The 19,913-nt window shown below is 50.9% G+C and carries 15 protein-coding genes; all 15 read right to left on the reverse strand.

All coding sequences use genetic code 11. The features are described 5' to 3' along the window. Positions 1-60: 60 nt before the first annotated feature. A complete protein-coding gene (locus KI811_RS00005; protein WP_246551202.1) occupies positions 61-225 on the reverse strand; it encodes a hypothetical protein in 165 nt (54 codons plus the stop codon). Next, entirely contained in the window at positions 225-875 is a 651-nt protein-coding gene (locus tag KI811_RS00010; protein WP_214184439.1) for a type IV toxin-antitoxin system AbiEi family antitoxin domain-containing protein, read from the reverse strand. Before KI811_RS00010 ends, KI811_RS00005 begins: the two co-directional genes overlap by 1 nt. A gap of 149 nt (positions 876-1,024) precedes the next feature. Beyond that, a complete protein-coding gene (locus KI811_RS00015) occupies positions 1,025-2,101 on the reverse strand; it encodes an endonuclease NucS domain-containing protein (RefSeq protein ID WP_214184440.1) in 1,077 nt (358 codons plus the stop codon). A gap of 36 nt (positions 2,102-2,137) precedes the next feature. Further along, positions 2,138-3,346, reverse strand: coding sequence for a hypothetical protein (locus KI811_RS00020; RefSeq protein WP_214184441.1), 1,209 nt, complete (start codon positions 3,344-3,346; stop codon positions 2,138-2,140). Next, positions 3,343-7,149, reverse strand: a complete 3,807-nt coding sequence (locus tag KI811_RS00025) for a hypothetical protein (RefSeq protein ID WP_214184442.1) — start codon at positions 7,147-7,149, stop codon at positions 3,343-3,345. Before KI811_RS00025 ends, KI811_RS00020 begins: the two co-directional genes overlap by 4 nt. A gap of 18 nt (positions 7,150-7,167) precedes the next feature. Beyond that, on the reverse strand, positions 7,168-8,322 hold the full coding sequence (locus tag KI811_RS00030) for a restriction endonuclease subunit S domain-containing protein (RefSeq protein ID WP_214184443.1): 1,155 nt from the start codon (positions 8,320-8,322) through the stop codon (positions 7,168-7,170). Next, a complete protein-coding gene (locus tag KI811_RS00035; RefSeq protein WP_214184444.1) occupies positions 8,319-9,857 on the reverse strand; it encodes a class I SAM-dependent DNA methyltransferase in 1,539 nt (512 codons plus the stop codon). The genes KI811_RS00030 and KI811_RS00035 overlap by 4 nt, the downstream gene beginning before the upstream one ends. Before the next feature lie 333 nt (positions 9,858-10,190). After that, positions 10,191-11,003, reverse strand: coding sequence for a hypothetical protein (locus KI811_RS00040; RefSeq protein WP_214184445.1), 813 nt, complete (start codon positions 11,001-11,003; stop codon positions 10,191-10,193). Positions 11,004-11,101: 98 nt separating this feature from the next. Further along, positions 11,102-13,477: an EcoAI/FtnUII family type I restriction enzme subunit R gene (gene hsdR / locus KI811_RS00045; RefSeq protein ID WP_214184446.1), complete on the reverse strand. Its 2,376-nt coding sequence runs from the start codon at positions 13,475-13,477 to the stop codon at positions 11,102-11,104. Between the two features lie 603 nt (positions 13,478-14,080). Further along, positions 14,081-14,428 carry a hypothetical protein gene (locus KI811_RS00050; protein WP_214184447.1) on the reverse strand — a complete coding sequence of 116 codons (348 nt, stop codon included), beginning with the start codon at positions 14,426-14,428 and terminating at the stop codon, positions 14,081-14,083. Positions 14,429-14,431: 3 nt separating this feature from the next. Further along, positions 14,432-18,049, reverse strand: coding sequence for a conjugal transfer protein TraG N-terminal domain-containing protein (locus KI811_RS00055; protein WP_214184448.1), 3,618 nt, complete (start codon positions 18,047-18,049; stop codon positions 14,432-14,434). Continuing rightward, positions 18,027-18,767, reverse strand: coding sequence for a hypothetical protein (locus tag KI811_RS00060; protein WP_214184449.1), 741 nt, complete (start codon positions 18,765-18,767; stop codon positions 18,027-18,029). The genes KI811_RS00055 and KI811_RS00060 overlap by 23 nt, the downstream gene beginning before the upstream one ends. 8 nt (positions 18,768-18,775) lie before the next feature. Next, complete coding sequence (locus KI811_RS00065; protein ID WP_214184450.1) at positions 18,776-19,027, reverse strand: hypothetical protein; 252 nt, start codon at positions 19,025-19,027, stop codon at positions 18,776-18,778. Positions 19,028-19,037: 10 nt separating this feature from the next. Next, the gene (locus KI811_RS00070; RefSeq protein WP_214184451.1) at positions 19,038-19,532 is read right to left on the reverse strand and encodes a S26 family signal peptidase; all 495 of its coding nucleotides are present in this window, start codon (positions 19,530-19,532) and stop codon (positions 19,038-19,040) included. After that, a complete protein-coding gene (locus KI811_RS18490) occupies positions 19,510-19,740 on the reverse strand; it encodes a hypothetical protein (RefSeq protein ID WP_246551203.1) in 231 nt (76 codons plus the stop codon). The genes KI811_RS00070 and KI811_RS18490 overlap by 23 nt, the downstream gene beginning before the upstream one ends. Between the last annotated feature and the right edge of the window lie 173 nt (positions 19,741-19,913).

Genomic DNA, 19,913 nt, shown 5'->3' on the forward strand with positions numbered 1-19,913 from the left:
GATTGAGAAGTTCTCTCCCAGGGAGTGGTACACTTTTCAATTCCCGTAACTGGTACACTTTTACGTTCCCATTGACACGCCGTAGAATGCGGCGTGCTCGAAAAACTTGGCCCGCCAGAGTCCGAGTAGCGCCACCTCCTGAATAATCTCCCGTAGTGCTCTGACGGAATCGTCAACGCTCTTCGGTTCATACTTGGCAAGCATGCGGGTTACCGCCTCATGCATTATCGTGCTCCTTTACTCAGGCGGGTAATCAAGTCGGCCAGCAGCTTCACCCTGCGGGATCGATAGTGGCGGGCAATTTCCATAAGTCTGGTCGGGTCGAGTTCACAGAGATTGGCAGGGTCGATGCGGAGATCAGCCAGCAGATATTCATGTAACTCTTTCTGGGTGGTAATACCGGCGCCCCGGTCGGCAACGATCCGGTCGGCCAGCGCCTTTTCCGGCACTGCGATGAGAAATGAACGACCGTCGTCAAGCTCTACCCGGTCCATGCCGGTGCGGAATGCTTCCAGCGGAATCATGCGATAGGAAAAGGTCCCGACAGGCGTGTCGAACGTCCTGGAACGACCGCAGGTAACCGACGTCAGGGTTTCTGCCCGTTCCGGGGTCAAACCGTGATAGTGCAGCGCGTATTCGAGGGAGACATATGATGGGCCATAGATGAGATTGGCGAGCAGTTCCCGGCAGAAGGGCCGACGGCGTAGTGACTCACCGAGGATATAGAGCCCTTTCTTGACGCGAATGATGTCCCCCTTGGCCAACATTCCAGAGATCTTCATCCGGGGCCGGGAATACTCACGCACAGCGTCAAGCAGAGTCTGGTAATCAAACTCTTCATAGGGAATGCTATTAAGCAACTGGGCATTTGCCACGATCTCAATCTCCTACACGGATCAAAATAACATTTACAAGCATAGTATGTCCACAATAAATGGACATACTATGCTTGTTTATTGGCATTATATTCAATTTAAAGAAAGGAAGTCTACGTCTAAGTCGGAAAGAGAATTGCCGGGTTTATTCAATTCACACCAAACCGCTGCTTCAACTGCTCAATGGTATGATTCCACTTGTGAGTTTTGGGACGGGCAACAGTGTTCTGGTTGCCGAAGAAGCCGACTTCTGAGACGGCCTCGTTTATCGGCTTTGTGCATATCCATTCGACCGGCACGAAATATTCGGACTTTTCTTCGTCGTCGTTGAATTGCCTGTGATAATTGGACTGCGCGACATCCAACAGAGACCGTTCGACTCCGTCAACATTGACCTTGAACTCGCTGGCCCGAACTGCGCCACCGGTTACCTTTCCAACACCGACATAACCCTGCTGCGGGATATTGACCCAGACACGGTCTCCCGGTGAAAGCATGAAAAGTGTCTGGCTGTACCACCTGCCGCCACCGCCGCTGATGAAGCCAAACTTCACTGCTTCCTTCCAGTCTCGATCACCACTCTGTCCAAACGAAACATAATATTCGCCATTCCATTCACCACGTTCTCCGGCTGGCCCTGCTGTCGCTTTGCTTTCAGTCTCAACCGGATCAATCAGCCAGGCACGGCTCAAATATTGACTGGAGCCGTCTTGGAAGACCTGGAAGAAGATGACGTTGATCGCAATGTCCATCCTGTTCAGATAATTGACAATGCGTTCAGTGCTCAGGTCCAGTGACGATGCAACAATGACGATTTGATGGGAGCCGTTGAGCTGTTCCTCATCCAGAGGAAGACTGAAGCGTTGCCGGAAAATATCCCCCAATGATCCACCACCGGAAAACCGGCTATAGATGGACGCAATATCATCTGCCTTGAGCTCCTGAACCCAAGAGGCATAGTCCAACGCCTGGGCGACAACTTCACGAGGCGTCATGTCACGCTTCAGCTCAATCACGATAAGTTGGCCGTCCTGATTTAACGCCAGAAGATCGATGAAGCCACCGTGGGTGGTACGCACTTGTCGTCCGATAAGAAGCCAACGATCGGAGAGGATCGTCGGATCTTCGGTAATCATCTGCTCCAGCAAGGCTTCCTTACCGAGTGATACTTCTGCCAAGGGTTCAGGCTTGGTGCCGACTTTCCAAATGGCGTGACGGATAGGCATATAAATGTCTCCAGTACCTCAATCTAGCGCATATTTTCAGCGGGTCGGAAATTCATCCTCATGCACCGACTTCATTTGTGGTGTTACAAAATAGCCAAATTCTTTTTGTGCAAATTCCATTTGCAGTTGGTCTTCATCAGTCCAGGTCGGTTTGTGTTGATACATGATATCAAAGGAAAATCCTTTTCCTTGCTCATATCTCTCGGTGGCAAGACCTATCACGGTATGACGATCCCTGTGAATTCCGCGGGCAACAAAACACCGGCCTCCCAACTCTGCGACGCGATACTTACGGTCTTCTCCGTGAGGCATTACGAGAAAAACGTATGTTACATCGGACCTACTGAGAACCATTCTGGATCGGACCTGCTTCTGCCTGGCAAGTTCATAGAACTCGTCGAAGGATTTACCCAACATCCGGCGATTAAAACGATCTTCACGCGCCATTACTCGCAAGGCAAGTTCCGACTCGTTGAGGTTAGGACCAAATTCAATATGTCCACGCAAAATATCATCTGATAACATACTCACCATTCGATCCCAGATATAACTATCAGCATCTGCCTCTTTTTTTGCTTTATACTCTGGTTTGCTGATAAACCCCGACCAAAGATTGTCATCAATAACATATTGGTCAAATTCACCTGGGAATTTCCTGCCATGATGGAGATAAAGAGCAAGCATGTCCTCCTCTCCTCCATGGAGCACAGTTTCTTTCCCAGATTTATACAATTCTTCTTTAGCTATCAGATAACTTATGAAGTCAGTTATCGTATCAAGCTCGCTCAGAATTGTTTGAAACGATATCTCATCAAATACGTGGACAAATCCTTTTCCGAAATCGCCAAATTGTATAGGAATCTTACCTTGGCTACCCAGAGCCACGGCAACACGATGGATTCTTCTGCTAGAACGATCTGGGAAAGGTAGCCCGTCACTGCCATCACTCCGGATGACATTGTTTGCGTTTGCGACCCAACGCTCAGCTCCATATATCTGTTTCACTGAACCTTCTATGGCCCGCCTACGCCATCGATCCCAATCTGTGGAAATATCACCGCTGTCTGATACGCCAATTTCCTTAACACTGAAAATGATAATATCGGGATCGCAGACGACAAGGATGTCGCACAGCTCTTTGCTTTTGTCTTTACCAATTGGGTTTGCATAACTCCATAAAGACATAAATGAGCGGTGACAAACCTGATATACAAATTCTTCTGAGTTATTTATGGGTTGACTCATGGACACCTGATATCTTCGTGCAGTATGTCTGCTACATTGTCAATGGTCACAAAAGCTACGTCAGGAAAGCGACTCGCCACATACTGCATCGGAACCGGCTTGCTAAAGCATACTACATTCTGCAGGCTAATATTTTGATTGCTCAATCCGATAGTTTTGACGACGTCATTTATCCTGGTTCTCAGAACATCACATCTATCGACATGTTTCAGCAGGTTATCTCGATCACCGTTCTGCAAAACTTGCCCGCTGAAACGATTTAATTGCTCTGCAATTTCATTTGCTGTTTTTGCAAACCTCAGATTTTTACATTCAATCACCAGAAGAGTGTTGCTATTAGGCTTCCATGCTAAAACGTCCACATCTCCGTAGTCTTGATCGAAACTATCATTCACGAGGGCCGTGACCTTAGCCCCGTGTCGCGCTTCATATCCCATACTGCGCATTTTTTCAAAAACCTCTTTTTCGAATGCGAGCCCGCTACGATTCGTCTCTTCGTCAATCCAGCGCTTCATTGAAGTTGATTTACATTGAGTCGTGTCTATTTCAGCTTCGAAATATCGACTGATGGTAAGGGCAATGCTGATACCGAATAGTCCTGGAGAGATGACGTATTGAGGATTGGACGTATTGTCCAGTTGAATAAGTGGTCGTCTGACTAATGACAGCTGACGGCCAAATCGCCACGGATACAAATCAGCTCTTTTAAAGCCTTTTGGGGCATCGTCCCATTTGGTTCGCGGCCAAAGACAAAAGGTATTCAGCACTTTTTCAGTATTTTCAACAGTTGTGAGCTCGGTTTTTCTGCAATGGTCGAGAAGTTCAGACTTTGATGAAACAAAGACGCATGATTCCTTTTCAATCGCAAGATCCTCAAAGGTCTCTCTTACCAACCGAAGGGTATCAACTGAAAATCCAAATTCATCCTCAAATGCTGCCAGGAAATCTGCATCAAAACTCCCGATAACCGTAGGTACCGGCCTAAATTCTTCATAGTTTTTCTCATACTGGTCTGCTTCATGATCGAGGCGAACTGATTCAAAATGTTCCCCCATCGGGTTCGCTACTTCTTCTTGAAAACCAGTATGAGTCAGCACATCACCACATGGTGCGATTTTAACCTCTGGATCCATCACACCCTTGTTTATCGCATCAGAACATCCGCCAAAATGAAAAATCATCAAAATATCTGACATGAGAGGTGTCAGATCAAGTTTGCCCACTTCATTCCCTCCGGTTAGTGGGCATTCTGAAATTGCCATTTCTACCAGTAAACGCAGAGCCAGCTCTGAGGCATTACATCGTGCTATTCGCTGCATCGCCACCATTTTAGCTGATTCTTTATTGCTTCTTAGGGCAAGAACGGCACGGATCGTCCGTTGCCAACGTTTTTTATCAGCCTCAACCCCCTCAAGATACCATAGGGCACGTGTTATAAAGTCCTTCCGATCCAAATTGTGAAGGCATGGTCGCATCCGCTTCCAAATTGCACCTACAACTGAATTCAAAAACGCTACGGTTTCTGGAGCGGAAGTGAATCTGTTCCCGTTATTTCTATCCTGAACCAACCAACCGAGTCCCAATTTCGACCTAGCCACTTCAGCATCATCGATGAACAGCTTCTTTGCTCTATCATAAAAATGGATATGGTCACGAAAGTGGATTGCTTCAAAGAAATGAAGATACCGAGCATTATCATCGGGTACAATTTCGTTGATAATTTCTTCAACGAACTGTTCTTCGGGTGCTTCAGAGATGAGACTGAAATATCCTTCGGCGAGTTTGTAGAGGATTGTGCGTTCAGCGATATTCTTTGGGTTCCTAAACCCGGCAAAAAATGGATCGCGAAAAGAGATCCTAATGCGATTCTCTTCCTTATCGCACAAAACAGAAATTGAGGCCCTCAGTACACTTTCCGCAATAGGCTTTTCTTGTTGCTGATGTGCATCATTAAAATCAAGAGTGATTGAGAGGATGCCACTCCCCGAATGAGGTGTGTATTGTTCAAGCACCGGAACGGTCAGCTCCAACCAATTGCTGACCGCATCCCACGCCTGAAAGATTAAATCTCTTGAAAGGCTTGTCTTATCGTGTTCAGCTGTCAACCACCAGATGTTCTTATCACCTACCCATGCGACCAACAATTGTCCCGAACGAGCTGCATCAATAGCTGCGTACTGCGGTTTGTCTTTATCATCAAGGAAATAGCTTTTTCCTGTAGTGCGTTGCACCCTTACGAATTGCCCATCTGGCAAAGGCAGTGCATGTAAATCCCATCCTCGGCGAACCTTGAGACGAATATCAGCTATGCAATCTGTTGGGATGGCAATGTGAGTATGAGTCTGGTCATCAGGGAAATAGATATCCGGATGAATTATGAAATGCTCAGAGCTAACCCACCATCCGTAAAGATTCAATAAGCCATTTGCATTTGCTATAGAAACGTTGTGGCTATTCAAAAAGTTTTCATGCTCTATCAATTTCCAGAGACTTAATGAAGATGCTCCGGGTATCCACGACAGGGACTGAAAATCTGGAGCAGAGACAAACTCAATCATCCAGTCATCAGATTTGCTAGGAGGATAAAAGACTGTTGGCCTCCCATAACCACAACCGATTATTAAGGTCAGACCTTTCTTGAATCCCGGGATTTTGCGAAAATGATCTTGAGTGGTGTTTATACGAGATTCCAAAATGTTGCTGATTTCAGTTGGGTCATGATCCGGAGTTAAAAAACCGTAGGACTGATAGCTAGAAATGCTGTCAACAACGGCCAGAAAGTGGACGTATCTTCCTTTGTCCACCTCCCTGCTGACATCCAATAAAACCTTGTTCTCAGCCTTCTTTGAAGGGAGTGGAATCTCTTTGGGAACTGCTGATCCGAAAATTGGCGCTTCGCGGAAAAAGTAGCGATACTCCATGACCAGCTGCTTGTCGAAACTGTCCTGGTAGCCTTTAGAGCACATCCACATCAAAACATGCTGTCGAATTGCAACACTGATTGCTGATGGCAGGAGTACAACCCAATTTTCTTCATCACAGACAAGGGGATAACGAATAAGATCATTATCGCCAAATTCTTGATCCTTTAGAGCATCCCGGCGACTAGGCTGAAACATAAAGGGAGTAAGATCCGCAGGTAAAACCCCAAGAAGAGTAAGATCCTCGCAGGAAAAGGTAATCGCTTGTTTCAAAATTCTTATGCGAGCGGCTGAAGGGACTCGAATCTTACCTTTATCCTCACCCGACCCTTGGCAGTATCTTTCGAGACCTAACCGATCAGCAATCTCATCGCCCACTCGTAATAGAGCATGAACCTGCCGTAACAACTGGATCGTATCTTGGTCGTCAGGTAGCGTTTCGATTACATTTAGAATCCTCTGAAGATAAAAATCACTACTTTCCCATGTTCCCTCAAATATCCTTCTATTTCCGTATTGTGTTGTAACATTTGAAATAAATACGTCTTCGATCGGGTCTTCCATCAAAGAAAATGATGATGAACCAAGCTCTCGATTCAGAAGCCAGTCTAAATCACCAGTGCTTGGATGACGGTTTCCCCGTGAATAGGCGACAAATAGCTTGATTAGCAATTCTAGCCTGAGAGTGTTCGCGTGAAATGCGGGGTCTGAGAGGAGTCCAGCGACAACTGAAGCAGATTTTAATGGGTGAAAGGGTTCAAGCTGTCGTTTTAATGATGTCAGCTCTTGAAAAATGCCAGAGATCGGCTGCAGAGATACACCCATATTCATCAATGTCCATGGGTCGAAGGGAGCATTCTCAATGAATTCATCGAAGTCCATAATTTTCTGAATCCATGGTTACAACTCACCCTTCAATGCTTTATCCAAGATTGATGGCAGCATAGCGTCAAGTTCGATGGCTGATTCGCCCTGGATACGCTTAAGGGAGTCAACCTGATGACATAATTGATTAAACCAAAGCTGTTGGTCAAAAGATGGCAAAGGAACTTCAATCTTTTTAAGTGGTTCCAGTCCTAGGGTTCTGTTGCGACCGGCACCACCTGGAGATGCGTCTTTTATTTTCTGAAAACCTTCGGGTGTCTGAAAGTAGAAGAGTAAAAACGAAGCAACAGCTAATCCTTCTTTAGCGACACACGTAATAAATCTGTGAGAACCATATCTACCCTTGTCTTCCGGTTTAGCAACAGCTATTGCCCCTTCCCAAGCAAAGACATTACTGAAAACAAGATCACCAGGTTCTATTCGAAACAGTTTCTTCGTTCCAACATCAGCACCAGTGATTGCTGGCTTATGAAAGGTTCCTTTGCCAAATGACCTAATTCCTAACTCAGGGTACATACCTCTCGTAAAATCAATTTGTACCGGCCTTCGAACAATAGGGGCAATCTCTCCCATTTTCATGTACTTTGAATTTTTCAAAAGTCTCGAAAATGAACTCGAAAGCAGTTGCTGATGATCACTAGTTATACTGCTTTTCAGAGATTTTACTTCACTAATTCGGGAAGTTATCTGATTAATCTTGTTGACAATTTTTTGTTGCTCGAATAGCGGGGGGAGATATATTGAAGCAGCAAGAAACTTTTCTTCCTTGAGGCGAACCCGGTTCGTCGTACCTTCGCTGGCAGCTTTACAAAGATCAACAAAATCCGCACTCCTGCTGAGCCATCCAAGGTATTCTGGAATAATCCGCTGAGTATTAAGGTTGAACGATGGGAAGTCGTTGCTGACGACAGCGCCATCAAGGACTGGTGGGACAATTCCGAATGCGCCATTACGAGCATCTATACGCGAAAGAATGAACTGTCCGGCTCGTACGACTGAGCGCTTAGGAGCAGCAATCTCAGAGCCGGATACTTCTCGACGGAGCACAACTCCCTTACCCCAGAGTTTTATAGTCACTTCTTGATAGGTGGCGTTTGGATCAATAAACGTTGATTCTCCCGATTTCCTCAGCAGCTCCCCTAGCGCTATAAGTGGCCAAGAACTATTCACTGAATGCCTCCCGCCAGCACCTGACGGATCTCTCCCATGATCTCCAGAATCCGCTGTTCTTTCCGGACAATATCCTCCACTAGCTGTTCAGGCGGCAAATGAGCAAAGTCTGCCATGCCATTGGGGTTTTTGATATCTAAGTTGTACCCGTTCTCAACGATCTGTTCTACTGGAACCCGCCAGGCGTGCTCGTTCTCTTCCCGGTTACACCACCATGAAAGGCAAGATTCAAACTCCTCGAACTGGATTGGTTGAGTTTTGGAATAATTCTTCCGACCTTCTGGAAGTGGCTGCTCGTAGTACCATATTTCTTTTGTTGGGCCGCTACGGTCGAAGAATATTAGATTGGTAGTAATTGGCGTATACGGCGCGAATACTCCGTTGGGAAGGCGAACTACTGTGTGTAGGTTGAAATCCGTGAGAAGCCTCTCCTTGATCCTGGCGCAGATTCCGTCGCCAAACAGGGTGCCATTGGGGACAACTACTCCGGCCCGCCCCGGTTTCGGCTGGCGCTTGAGCTTGCGCATGATGAGCTGGAGAAAAAGAAGAGTGGTCTCCGAGGTCTGCATTTCGGCAGGGAAGTTATTGAGAATTCCTTTCTCTTCCTCACCGCCGAAGGGTGGATTGGTGAGGATGACGTCCACCCGGTCACGGTCGCCGATCTCGTTCAAGGGGAAACGCAGACTGTTGTCCGGGTCAATGCGGGGATATTCCAACCCATGCAGGAGCAGGTTCATTTGCACCAGCAGGTACGGCAGGGGCTTGGCTTCGCCGCCATAGATGCTGCTCGCCTGCAGGGTCTTACGGGCTTCAACCGTCTTGCATTGCTTTTCCAGGTGACTATAAGACTCCACCAAGAAGCCGCCAGTGCCGCAGGCCGGATCAAGGATGGTTTCTCCCAGTTGGGGATTGAGCACGTCCACCATAAAGCGAACAACAGGTCGTGGCGTGTAGAACTCGCCAGCGTCGCCGGCAGCGTCCCGCATCTCTTTGAGCATGGACTCATACAGATGACTCAGCGTGTGGATCTCGTCGGAAGAAGTGAAGTGGATGCCATTCACCTTGTTGATCACGTCCCGCAACAGGTAGCCATTGATCATTCGGTTGATGGTTCCCTTGAAGACCGTGGCGACAACATCGCGCCGGTCACCGCCGTTGTCCCCTTGGAGTCCTCGTAGGTAGGCGAAGAGCCCAGATCCCCGTGTTCCGTCGGGACGGACAGCCTCGTCATTGTTGACAAAGGCTATCAATTCATCACCAGTAATCCCATCCTCACGAGCGGCCCAATCCCGCCAGCGGTAGGGTGCCTCGATGGCCGGGCGGAATTTATCTCCGGAAAGAATCGCCTCCTCTTCCCTGATCTGCTCCATGTCATCGAGGAACTTGAGGAACATGATCCAGGTGAGCATGGGAAGCCGATCAATGTCACCGGAAAGCCCCTTGTCCTTACGCATTATGTCGCGGGAGGATTTTACGATAGAACCCAACTGTTGGGCGGTGGTTTGTGGTTGAGCGGTTTTCTTGATGCGTGCCATGGGATTCCTTTATGCTATTGTGGAAAGGCTGCAAGATTAAGAAGAGTGTGCTTAGGTCGATAGGTGTGCTACAACGCTGCCGACTCCGATAGCCCATATTGTTTCAAAAGCAGAGCTGAAGAAAATACGAGTACGAGCAGTTAATGTTTTTACCATAGGCACCTTCCTATTGTTGTCTTGATCCGATGGAATCAATCTAATACTAATATAACGCAACAAAAATAACTGAAGGGCTACAGAGCCAACAAACGTCACAGGGATTGTTAATCCCCCACCTATCACCCATATCGGCCTAAACACACTCCTTTCTCAATTTTGCAATCAAACCACAGTTTAATTAGTATCTTCTTCTGGGACCTTGTACGTTATCTTGGGCGGAAGTTCCGTCATTGCATAATGAACAAACTGTTGACCAAGCTGTGTCAAAACGTAAAGCTCCTCGTTGTCAAAAGCTGATTTCATCCTGTCGGTACTTAAACCCCGAGAACCTGTGTTTTGTTTTTTGATGAAGTTTCCGTGGTAATCTGTCTCGCGGTGTTGTCTGATGACTCCACCAGTACTCAGGTCACGAATAAGGAGCTTATACAAGTCTGCATCCGCGGAGTCTTCACGTACACGACCTTTTCCAATCTTGTTCCAAATTCCGGCTCGTGTAATTCCATTGGTATTGTAAATAGCCCCAATGACTTTGAAATGTAGCTCAGAGTACACGCCAATCCAGTCCAGAAAGAGCCGGATGACATCGTCGCTTGAAATATCTGATGAAGCTGCGTTTGCCAAAATATTTCGGATAAATACTCTTTTGTCCTCGCTTTCTGCGCCAGCCCAATCTCTGAACGTCTTTTTGATAAGAGATTGATACTCTTCGCTCTCAAGTCGCTTTGTTATTTTATCGTCCTGCAAATCCAGGCGCATCATAACTTCAGCAACCGTTTGCTCTTTTTCTTTCAGTTCATCTTTGATCATTTGAATCCAATGTTCAAAAAAACGATTTACTTTCTCTTGGTCTTTTTCTGACCAAGCTCCTGCAATCGCAGACAGTAAGCCACCAACAAATGGAACAACACCTCCAACAACTTGTAGCGCTCCTCGACCTATTTGCGCTCGTTTGCCACTCTCAGGCGCTGAAATGTTTTCTTCTTGCATAGTGCCAGTTCCTTTGTGCCAGAGGCATTCTACACCGCACAATCGCGTTATCCGGTGTACTCTGCATTGGCAGTAGCTGCTTCCCTATTGATCGCTAATTAAAACCCCGCATAAAGTAACGTCTGCAACTCATTCACCGCTTCCCTCAGCTTTTCCGCTCCACCAAAATACCCGGCAATCTCGATCACGTTCCCCCGCTCAGAAATCGGCGGCACCTTCAGGATATCCGGAACAACAAATTGCGCGGTGCCATGCTGGGCATATTTCTCCAGCAGTTCTTCGAGGATAGCCCGAGCCTCGGGGCTGAAATGATCGAAAAAGTCTTTACGGTCGTGTTTCAAGCGTTCCGCCCGCTCGCGGCGGGTCCGTAATGGAGCATTGAAGGCAAGGTGGCAGAGAAGATCAAAGGGGTCGGCTTCCGGCTGACCGACTGAATCGGCCAGCTCATTGAAGTTGATTCCTCGCTCTTCAAGCTGCCGGATAACTTCAGCCCGCTCTTTGGGACTGGCCCACTGCTCACGCATCCGAATGGCACCGGTGAACAGTGTCCGCACCTTGTCAGCGGCATAATCGCTGTATTTGACGACACGCAACTGCTTGCCGTCCGGGTCGAGTTCATAAACCAGATGGGCGGCAATAGCTACCTGTCCGCCATCGACAAAGTATTTACGAGGTTCAGGTGTACCATCATCAATGACGACACCGGTCGGGCCGTAATCATCCTGGATGCCGCCGTCTTCAACGATTGGCGTCTCCTCGGTAATGGTTGATTCATACGTTGCACCAGCAGCATCAATCTTTTCTTCACTGACGAAGGCCGGATCACCGTCGAAATCCTTGTCGGCAAAGAGTCGCGTGGCACTGCCGGTATAGTCGAGGATATTGAACCAGAGCTTGCCGTAATCGTCCCGAACCCTGGTCCCCCTTCCAATGATCTGCTTGAACTCGGACATGGAGCCGACCACCCGAGCTAGCACCACATTCTTACAGGTGGGGGCATCGACTCCGGTGGTCAGCATCTGTGAGGTGGTAAGAATGGCCGGGGTTTCGGTCTCCAACTCCTGGAATCTCCCCAGATGGCCGCGACCGATGTCCCCTTCGTTGGATGTCACCCGGCAGACATAATCGGGATAACGACTGGCAAGATCCTGATTGAGGTTGGTCAATGCCCGTCGCATTTCGTCGGCATGGTCCTGATCGACACAGAAGACGATGGTTTTTGCGAAACGGTCGTTTTTAGCCATGAAGTCGGTCAGGTGACGGGCAATGGCTTCAGTTCGGGCCTTGAGGGCAACAATTCGCTCAAAATCCTTGGTCTGATATTCATCGTCTGGAATCTCCCGGCCGTACCGATCCAGCTCACCTTTGCTGGGCCGCCAGCCGGCAGCGTCATAGTCAGTGATGATGCGGTGGACCCGGTAGGGAGCCAGGAAGCCATCGTCGATCCCCTGGCGCAGACTGTACTGGTAAACCGGATTACCAAAATAGAGGTAAGTATCCCGGTTATCTTCCCTGAGCGGTGTTGCGGTCATTCCCAGCTGGAATGCCGGAGAGAAGTATTCCAGAATCTCCCGCCAGTTACTGCTGTCTCGGGCGCTCCCCCGGTGGCATTCGTCCACAATGATGAAATCAAAGAAGTCGGGCTTGTATTCCTTGTACAGCCCAGGTCGCCGTTCATCCTTGGCCAGCGATTGGTAGATGGCAAAGTACATCTCGCGGCTCTTGTTGGCCTCACCGTTCTCAATCTTCCAGCGGGCATCACCAAAGGGTGCGAAGATCTTGTCCTTGGGATCATCGACCAGGATATTGCGGTCGGCAAGGTAAAGAATCTTGGGGCGTCGATGCTCGCCGGTTGTGTTCCAGCGGGCGCTCCAGAGTTTCCAGCAGATCTGGAAAGCCACAACAGTTTTACCGGTGCCGGTGGCCATCGTGAGAAGAACCCGCTTCTTCCCCTGCACCACTGACTGCACAACCCGGTTGATGGCAATTTCCTGGTAATACCGCGGACTCTTGCCGCTGTGGTGGTAGTAAGGGGTGAGAAGTCGCTGACTGTCGTCAGAGGTGATGTCCTGTTCCTGCTGAAGCCTCTGCCATAGTTCCGAAGGGGTGGGAAATTGCTGAAGTAGCCGTTCCTGTCCGGTCAGGTAATCAAATTCGATGATTTCAATGCCATTGGTGGCATAGGCAAACTTGAGGCCCAGAATCTCGGCATACTCTTTTGCCTGTTGTAAACCGTCACCGGCGGTCAGGTAATCCGGTTTTGCTTCGACAACGGCGATGAGATAATCGCGGGTATAGCGAAGCAGATAGTCGGCTCGCTTCTGGGGACGACGCCTTACCTTATTGCCAGCCAGAACGATCCGGCCATCGGTGAAGGTCACTTGCTCATTTATCCGGTGAGGCTCATTATCCCAACCAGCCTCCACCAGCTTCGGCAACACAAGTTTTCGACAGGTATCAGCTTCGTTACTCATTAGTATAACCCAAAAAGAAAAAACCGCCCGACGGCAAAATGCTCGAACAGGCGGTTATTGTAGTTACATTTGCTTCGGGCGCAGAGCCCATCTCTTTACCCTCCAAATGCATGAAATTACGCCATGTTAATACCTTTTTTTGCCTCAAAAGTCAATTTGAGTCTATCACGCTCCCTGTCCGAACAGGACAGAGTGGTGCAACATGTTGAAATATTTACATTACGATGTGAATTTGGATTGACAATTCATTTCAGGCTGGTCAAACTTAACCTGAAATTCAGAGGAGCATTGACCGTCGAGAAAAGAGGGAGGACATGCTGGCGAGAAAAGTTGAAGCTTTCGTTATTGCGACGTTAGGAACCATCCTCCCGTGCCTGCTCGCTGGAGCATTGGTAGGAGTGTTTTTCATTTCGTCATTCTGGTATTGGGTTAGTGGGATATCGGGACTGGCATTCTTCTACGCATGCCTAGACCGCATTCCGGTTCGCTTATTTACTGGAGTGCTGCAAGACCTTAAAATTCGGGATCTACTCAAATACGGCTATGCAAGCACTGATAAGAGGCCTGTGTATTGCGGATGTTGCCTGAATGACGAATGGAGACTTATCCGTTACCGGCGCTATTACCGGCACCGGTAACGGTTGTTGAAATATAATCCCACGCTCCCTTCACTTTGACCACCTCATCTCTCTCCAATTCAACACACCCCAAATACGTCGACACCAGTACATAAGGCTCTGAAAAATAGAAGAAGATAGTTGTTCCGTCAGCATACACCAAATGCTCAAGCGCCGTTGAAGGCAGAGTCAGCTGAATGCCTGGCAAATTGAGAATTGCGCCGAACTCGGTAACTTCAAGATTCGCACCGTCCGGACGATTATCGTGAAACTCAGGATCAAATCCGACAAGAGCAATTATTCCGTCAGATACAAACAACAACTTTTCAATCACTTTCTATCTCCTTGGACCGTTCGGCTGCGGTCCACCGCCTTTTGGTAAAGTCGATGTTCTGCTCTGATGCTGCAAGATCTTGCTGGTACGTTGGAGTTGCTGCTGAACATTTCGGGATTGCTGCTCCGCTGTTCTTGCAGTATCACGGATTGCGTTTTCTTCCAGTCTCTTGGTTGATTCGGCATTTTCAAATCGTGCTTTTGCCAACGTCCGATTCGGCTGGATGATTGAACTGACGTCATTTATCAAACCAGCGGTTTCACTCAATGCCCCCTGTCCAACCGCAATCGTAGTTGCAGCCGAGCCCGCATTGATGGAACGACCATCGGCAAATTCCTGCGAAGCAGCACTGCCAGCCAGATTCTGTCGGGATTCGACCCTCGTTCCAACAACCTGTGAACTCGAATAATCCGCCTTGACCCCGCCATCGGCATGAATACTCCCGGTAATCCCCCCGCCTGACCTGGTACTAACCACCGCCGCACCTTGCTGCGACATCTGGACGAACTGATCCTCGGTAATCTCGGAACGCTTGCCGGCGACCAGATTGCCGTTCTTGTCCATCTTCCCCTGCACCTGCGAATAGTGCAGATTGCCGTCCTTGTCCTTGGCGTACATCAGCACATTGCCGTCGAGGCCATTGGAGAACGAGCCTCCCACCACCTCCATCTTACCGGTCTTCTCGTTTTTGGCGTAATACCAGTCACCGTTGACCATCATCTGCTTGCCGCCAGCTTGGATCATATAGCTGCCAGATTTTCTGGAAACATTCAGTGACTGGTTCTCGTAGCCGGTCTTGATGAAATCCCCGACTGTCTTGCGCAGTCCTTTGTCGACAGTCGATACGTTCCGGTCCAAACGTTCGATGTCGGTACCGGTCCGGCTCTGACCTAGATCGAACTTCTGCACCCGTCCGCCCTGATCGACGCTGAATGAGGCGAGATTACCGTTGCGGTCGTAATCCGCCTTGTAGTCGAACGCCTGGCCAGACAACCTGGCGACATGTGCGGCAGCGCTCTGGAAACCGGCCGCCTTGAGCTGCTTCTGCAGATCGAGCGACTTTGCCCTGTCCCCCTTGGCGACGGTACCGGCTTCGGTGGAGTTCACAATGCCGCCATCCATACCGACATTGACGACGCTCTTGCCGTCGTTAGTCGTGAAGGTGATGTTCTGCCCCTCCATGGCTTTCTGCATCTCAGCAAAGCCCCGTTCGGTCAGGTGGCCGTTCTGGTACATCTCCGGATCGTTGGTGAGATGCGGAGCAACCTTACCAACCATCTGATCAGCCGCGGAGTGGACCAACTGATTGCGGGCAATTCGCCCCGACACGTCATTACCGATGAGCTGCTGGTAGCTGTCGTAGCCGCCACCCGCATAGATCCCCTGAATCTTGCCGCCTGTCTCCGTCGCCACGACACGGCCAGCCTCCGTTCCGGCCGCCACCGGGCCGCCTAACTGATTCGAGAGCCCGGAAACCTCCGAAGCCTGCTTACCCTGATTGAACAGTGAATTCATCTGCATCAGATGCGCTGAGGAGATCCCGTAGGAGTCGGCAATCGTCCTCACGGCATCGGCATTGGCGTAATCGCCCAGAGCAGATATCTCCGAGCGGAGCGAATTGAACTCGCGCCAGCTGCCGCTGAAGCCGAGCGACCGCGCACCGGCATAGGCACCCATTTCCCCCTGAAGCTGCCCGACACTCTTGTCCATGTTGGCGGTCAGGAACCCTGCATAGTTGTCACCGTTGCCGAAGACATTGGCCAGCGCCCGGTCATTGGCAACACCCATCTGGGCAAAGGCCTGGGTATCGCCACCATAGCTGTTACCGACCACATCCCTGACCGCTGCCGACTTGTCCAGCCCCAGCCTGCCATCGAACGATTTCAGATCATAGGACGAGGACAGGCCGTTCTCCCGCATGGCCCTGCCGGCACCACCGAAACCGATGGTACGGCCCAGCTCCCCATCAGCAGCCATCCGGCTGGAAAAATCCATCCCGAAATCCCGGATCATGTCGCTCGCTGCCGTAGTCTTGGCCGACATGCCGACCAGCGATTGCGCCTGCCTGGCCTGAAAACTGTGCTCATTGCTCCATGCCTGGGTCGGCATGGCCGTCACGTTACGCTGCATGGCAGACGCCCGGCCGGCCGGGTCCTCCACCTCATGGGCCGCCCGGCTCCCTGCCGATTGAACCTGACTGACCATCCCTCCTGCCATCATCGCCATGGCATGACCGCCGAACTTGATCAACATGCCGGTGATAACCGTGGCCAGCATCATGCCGCTCATCCGGAGCGTGCCGAACATGCCGAGGATTTTCACAGTCTGGTCGGGAAAGAAATAGAGCGCATCCATGCCCAGCTTGTTCTGGCGCACCATCTCGTAGGCCTGGTTGGCGTAGTCCACGGCAAACTGATGGACTATGGCATCGGTCACCCCCCAGGCCGTGAGCCAGATAAAGAAACCGGCGATGATCCCCACCGCCTTGCCGATTAGCGGCGTGGGAATGAAGAGCGCCAGGAACGGCAGGAGCCCCACCGCAATGGCCGTGAGTGCCGCCTTCAGGATCGGCAGCCACTCGTTGGCCGACTTCATGGCCCCGGAGGCGTTCAGCAGAAACTGATAATTGGTGGCGCCGCTGGCATTGCCGCTACGGAAGATCTCCTCCAACCGCTGTGAGATGTAGGCCTGTTTCAGGAAGTCATCGATGCTTGCCGCCCCGAGCCCGGTCCCACTGTTCACATTGTTCAGGACCGACTTGCACTGGGTAACGGCGGCGGCATCGGTCACGTCATAACCGAGGTTGGCGCAGACCGAATCGATGTTTTTACCAAGGTTGGCCGGAGTGAGCGCCCCCTTGATGTTGGTCCAGGCGTCGGTGCAGGTGAGAGCCTGCCCCTGGGGATTGGCACCATCGTAGTAGACTGTCCAGATGGCCGGGTTGACCGCCTTGTCCAGGGAACCGACAAAGTTGGTGGTCGTTTTTCGGAGTTCATCCACGGTCAGGTTGGCGTTGGGATTCATCAGGGCATAGGAGACGCAGTCCTTGACGTAGCGACGCATGGAGGCATCCAGGTTGCTGTCCACCGCCGACAGTGGGATGCTGGTGAGCTGGGCCAGCCCAAGGAATCCTTTCCCGCCGGCCTGAGACTGGTAGTTCAGCGGATCACCGGCAGTGGTGACAATATCAACCAGTCCACGCTCGATCTTGTTCAGAATGCCGGCAACGGCCACCACACCATCCGGGATACCTCCCACAGCCTGGTTCTTGTTGAAGACTGGGTCATAAACGTGGATCGTACCCTTGGGAACCACCAGTGCCAGGTAGACCATGACGCCGATCAGGGTCGGCACGATCCAGATCATGACCGAACCGTTGGCGGTCCCCAGCGACTTGGCGAACACTGTCACCCCGCCGAAGAACAGCCCGGCAGTGATGACCACGAAATAGAGCGACTTATAGGCATTGTCGCCGAAGATCAAGGCCAGCTTGCCGAAGGCGTTCACCACGGCGTCATGGCCTCCCCAGACATAGAACTCCATGTCCAAAGCCAGCGCCATGGTCGGGATCTGCACCAGCAAGAGCGCCAGCCCCAGCCTAGATACGGTCCGAATTGACATGCACGACTCCTGCGGCGATGAGTTTGCGGTTGCGCAGCCATGCGACGAACATGGCGGCAATGGGGATGATGATAAACACCGCCGTCGACACCAGGACGAAGTAGGCGGAGATGAGAAAGATCCCCTTGAAACCCTGAACCCAGTAATAGACCTTGGCGACGGTTGCGGGCGTGGTTTTGGCGTAATAGAGTTTCGCCACGGCCCAGAGGATGTTGCTGTCGGAGAAGATCTTGAAGTAGAGAAAATGGAAGGCGATGAAGGCCACCACTGCCTTGACGACTGCCCCGAAGACCATGCCACCTAGGAGATTCAGCACCATGGCCCGGGTGTACTCGCCGATGAAGCAGGTGGAAGCCTTGGCCATGAAGATGGCGTACCCCAGCGAGAAGCCTAGCGCCAGAAGGAAGGCGCTGAACTTGTCGAACAGGGTCGGTGACGGGTCGCCGAACATGGGAATGTACTGCTCGATCACTCCGATGGCGATGGGAGTGAGGAGCGCCGAGACGATACCCGAGGCAAAGGAACTCCGAAACCCCACCTCCATGAACTCCAGCCGCTGCTTGGTGGTCAGGAAGCGTGACTTGATCATGCAGCCCCCCAGCTCGTTGGCAAAGTTCTGGTCTATGTAGGATATCGCCTCCAGGAGCCCTCGCGGGTGGATCTCGTTGCTCGGTGGCACCGGCATTATATCCGGCGTGCTATGACTATCCTTCGACACGTCCTCTCCTATCCCGTAAATGACCTGACCAGGTTCATGACCCCGCCGCCATAGGCGACGATAGCCGCCAGCAGCAGGCAGATGGCCGCCAGGGTCGGATTTCGCTGTCGTACCCCGACCCAGAAAGCGGAAACCACCAGGGCGACGAAGAAGCAGCGCCCCCAGAAACCATAGAGGATCGTAGCAAAAAGCTTCTGCCAGAAGCCGGTGTATTCGGCCTGCCCCATGTAGTGCAGCGGATTGAGTTTCTCGATGGGCACGTAATTCCTCTCAGAAGATCGGGTAGGCTCTCGCCAGGATGCGGCTCTTGTCCACGAAGCCGAAATACCGCGAATCGTAACTGTCCTTGTGCTCACCCATCACGAACATGGCCCCCTTGGGGACCGTGCCGTTGAAGGCAAAGTGCTGCAGCGGCTCCCCCTTGAGTGAAAAGTCCTTGGCCCTGACCAGGTACTCGCCGTTGCAGTAGAACTTCTTCTCCGCATCCACGGTGAGCTGGTCCCCCTCGTCGCACCCCACGAGCTTCATCATATCCTCCGACTTCTTCATCCCGACCCTGGCCGCCAGTTCCTTGTCGCGGAACAGGACATACTCCCCCCGTCCCACACGTTCCGGGTTCCTGGTGAGCCAGTAGACCCGGTGCTTGAGCGATGGCGTCAGGGTGACGCTGACCTTGTACGGAAGCAGCGTCCCTGCGATGAGCAGACAGGTGATCGCCAGCCAGAGCCGCCAGTTACGGAAATCAAGGTCTAACGGTTTCGGCATTGCGCACCACCGCGTCACCCATGATGATCACCCGGTTCCTCGGTATGGCTGTGATGGCCGCCTCTAGACGGTCGAAACTCTTCCGCAACTCGTCATCGCTCAACTTGCCGGCAAGATAGTTGTCCCGCTGCTGGGCGATGTACCCCTTGATATCGACGGCCACGATCTTCTGGGCGTACCAGCGGTCATACCCGGCAACGGTTGCCAAAGATGCTCCCAAAGACACAACCAAACAGGCACCAATCAGGACCAGAGTGCCCGGTTGCCGTTTGGGTTGCTCTTTGGGGTATGTATTGGGATGCTCTTTAGGTACCGAAACGGCATCCTTATTCTCAAGGGGCTCGCTTGTTTCCATGCTGATCTCTTCACTCATTGATAGTG

Origin of the sequence: Geobacter hydrogenophilus (assembly GCF_018501225.1) — a bacterium.
Classification (GTDB): Bacteria; Desulfobacterota; Desulfuromonadia; order Geobacterales; family Geobacteraceae; genus Geobacter; species Geobacter hydrogenophilus.

What these genes read in the sequence shown, in the direction of transcription:
- KI811_RS00020 (WP_214184441.1), bottom strand. Translation starts at nt 3,346, where the DNA reads ATGAGTCAACCCATAAATAACTCAGAAGAATTTGTATATCAGGTTTGT.
- KI811_RS00035 (WP_214184444.1), bottom strand. Translation starts at nt 9,857, where the DNA reads ATGGCACGCATCAAGAAAACCGCTCAACCACAAACCACCGCCCAACAG.
- hsdR (WP_214184446.1), bottom strand. Translation starts at nt 13,477, where the DNA reads ATGAGTAACGAAGCTGATACCTGTCGAAAACTTGTGTTGCCGAAGCTG.
- KI811_RS00055 (WP_214184448.1), bottom strand. Translation starts at nt 18,049, where the DNA reads ATGTCAATTCGGACCGTATCTAGGCTGGGGCTGGCGCTCTTGCTGGTG.
- KI811_RS00005 (WP_246551202.1), bottom strand. Translation starts at nt 225, where the DNA reads ATGCATGAGGCGGTAACCCGCATGCTTGCCAAGTATGAACCGAAGAGC.
- KI811_RS00025 (WP_214184442.1), bottom strand. Translation starts at nt 7,149, where the DNA reads ATGGACTTCGATGAATTCATTGAGAATGCTCCCTTCGACCCATGGACA.
- KI811_RS00015 (WP_214184440.1), bottom strand. Translation starts at nt 2,101, where the DNA reads ATGCCTATCCGTCACGCCATTTGGAAAGTCGGCACCAAGCCTGAACCC.
- KI811_RS00070 (WP_214184451.1), bottom strand. Translation starts at nt 19,532, where the DNA reads ATGCCGAAACCGTTAGACCTTGATTTCCGTAACTGGCGGCTCTGGCTG.
- KI811_RS00040 (WP_214184445.1), bottom strand. Translation starts at nt 11,003, where the DNA reads ATGCAAGAAGAAAACATTTCAGCGCCTGAGAGTGGCAAACGAGCGCAA.